The following is a 1,657-nucleotide window of genomic DNA, read 5'->3' as shown; positions in this document are numbered from 1 at the left end:
CTCCTGAGAGTTTCTCGACCCCTTTCCCTTGCCTCAGCGGGACGAACCTTGGCATTTGCCCTCTTGTTCTTCTATGGCTTATCCTAGAAAGCTGTGACCTTTAGCTCTGGCCCCGCATATTCTGGGGTTGTCATCATGCCCAAAATCAAAACCCGCAAGGCAGCAGCCAAGCGCTTCCGCCTGACCGGCAGCGGCAAGTTTATGCGTCGCAGGGCCGGGCACAACCACTTGCTGGAGCACAAAACCAGCAAGCGCAAACGCAAATTGGCCGGTGTGGCCCTGGTGGACAAGCGGGATGTGGTCAATGTGCGCCTGATGTTGCCCAACACCCACTAGCCGGGATACCGCTCGCGCCGGCAAGAAGATTTCAGGGGCTGGCATTGGCGACAGCAGTTCCGATCCCGTTAGCAGGACGGAGTGCTTCTACCCTTCAGTTTGAGTTTGTTCAAGTTCCTATTGAGTTACTGCCATGAGAGTCAAACGGGGCAATGTCGCCCGCAAGCGCCGCAAAAAGATCCTCAAGCTGGCCAAAGGCTTTCGGGGAGCTGGTTCAAAGCTGTTCCGCACCGCCAACCAGCAGGTGATGAAGGCTTTGCGCAGCGCCTACCGGGATCGCCGCCGCAAGAAGCGGGATTTTCGTCGCCTATGGATTACCCGCATCAACGCGGCCACCCGTGCCCAGGGCCTGCGTTACCACGAGTTCATCGATGGTCTCAAAAAAGCCAATATCCAGCTCAACCGCAAAATGTTGGCCCGCTTGGCTTTCCTGGATCCAGAGGCCTTTACCCAGGTGGTGGAGGCAGCGCGCCAGTCTCGCGCCTCCTGAGGAGGTTCCGACGGCTATCCAGAAGTCCTTCCTGGCAGCCATTCTGGCCCTCGCCTGCCTGGGGAGAGGGATCCCTACTGTGGCTCGTCCTTGGCCGGAGATTGTGGATTCTGGACGGCTGCGCGTTGCCGTAAAAGACAACTTGAGGCCGCTGGGGTTTCGCACTCCCCAAGGGGATCTGCAGGGGTTTGAGATCGAGCTGGCTTGTGAGCTGGGATCCCGGCTGTTGGGCTCGGCAGAGGCTGTGGAGTTGGTGCCGGTCTCGAATGTAGAGCGGCTGCAGGTGCTGGCTGACGGCCAGGTGGATTTGGCCATTGCTCAGATCGGCATTACCCCGGATCGGGCGCGCCAGGTGGAGTTCACTTCTGCTTACTATCAGGATGGCCCCAGCTTGGTTGTGGCTCGTTCCCACAACTGGGAAAGCTGGTCGGACTTGCGGGGCGGTCGCGTTGCAGTCTTGCGCGGTTCCAGCGCCATTCCCCTGCTGAATCGATACCTGCCAGGGGTGGAGTTGGTGCCTGTCGATTCCTACCGAGAAGGGGCGGAACTGCTCCTGAAAGGGGCGGTGCAGGGGTGGGCAGCAGATCGCTCGGTGCTGGCAGGGTGGCTAGCAGAGCATCCCCGTCGCGAAAGCGCTGCGGAGCAACAGTTTCAATTTCTGGGATCCCCCTTGGCAACGGTGGGGCTGGGCATTGCCATGCCCAAGGGGCTGCAGCACGCCGAATTGCGGCTGCGGGTGCGCCGAGAACTGGAGAATTTGCGGGCTGAGGGCTGGCTGGCAGAGCGGGCCAGAGCCTGGGGGTTGCCCTAAAGTTGAGGATACTCCCTACT

At 60.2% G+C, this 1,657-nt stretch carries 3 protein-coding genes; all 3 read left to right on the top strand.

Going from position 1 to position 1,657, the window contains the following annotated elements; genetic code table 11:
- The first annotated feature begins 135 nt into the window (after positions 1 to 135).
- The 3 genes from rpmI (at position 136) to NW820_RS12250 (ending at position 1,637) form a co-directional block, all read left to right on the top strand.
- Positions 136 to 336, top strand: a complete 201-nt coding sequence (gene rpmI, locus NW820_RS12260) for a 50S ribosomal protein L35 (RefSeq protein ID WP_011434387.1) — start codon at positions 136 to 138, stop codon at positions 334 to 336.
- A 133-nt stretch (positions 337 to 469) separates the two neighbouring features.
- Positions 470 to 826: a 50S ribosomal protein L20 gene (gene rplT / locus NW820_RS12255; protein WP_011434388.1), complete on the top strand. Its 357-nt coding sequence runs from the start codon at positions 470 to 472 to the stop codon at positions 824 to 826.
- Positions 827 to 905: 79 nt separating this feature from the next.
- Positions 906 to 1,637 (top strand): transporter substrate-binding domain-containing protein, encoded by a 732-nt coding sequence (locus tag NW820_RS12250; protein ID WP_041436884.1) that lies wholly within the window; start codon positions 906 to 908, stop codon positions 1,635 to 1,637.
- The last annotated feature ends 20 nt before the right edge of the window (positions 1,638 to 1,657 follow it).

Origin of the sequence: Synechococcus sp. R55.7, from assembly GCF_047461955.1 — a bacterium.
Classification (GTDB): domain Bacteria; phylum Cyanobacteriota; class Cyanobacteriia; order Thermostichales; family Thermostichaceae; genus Thermostichus.
Note: the sequence above shows the minus strand (reverse complement) of the source record. Positions and strands in the feature narration are given on the sequence as shown.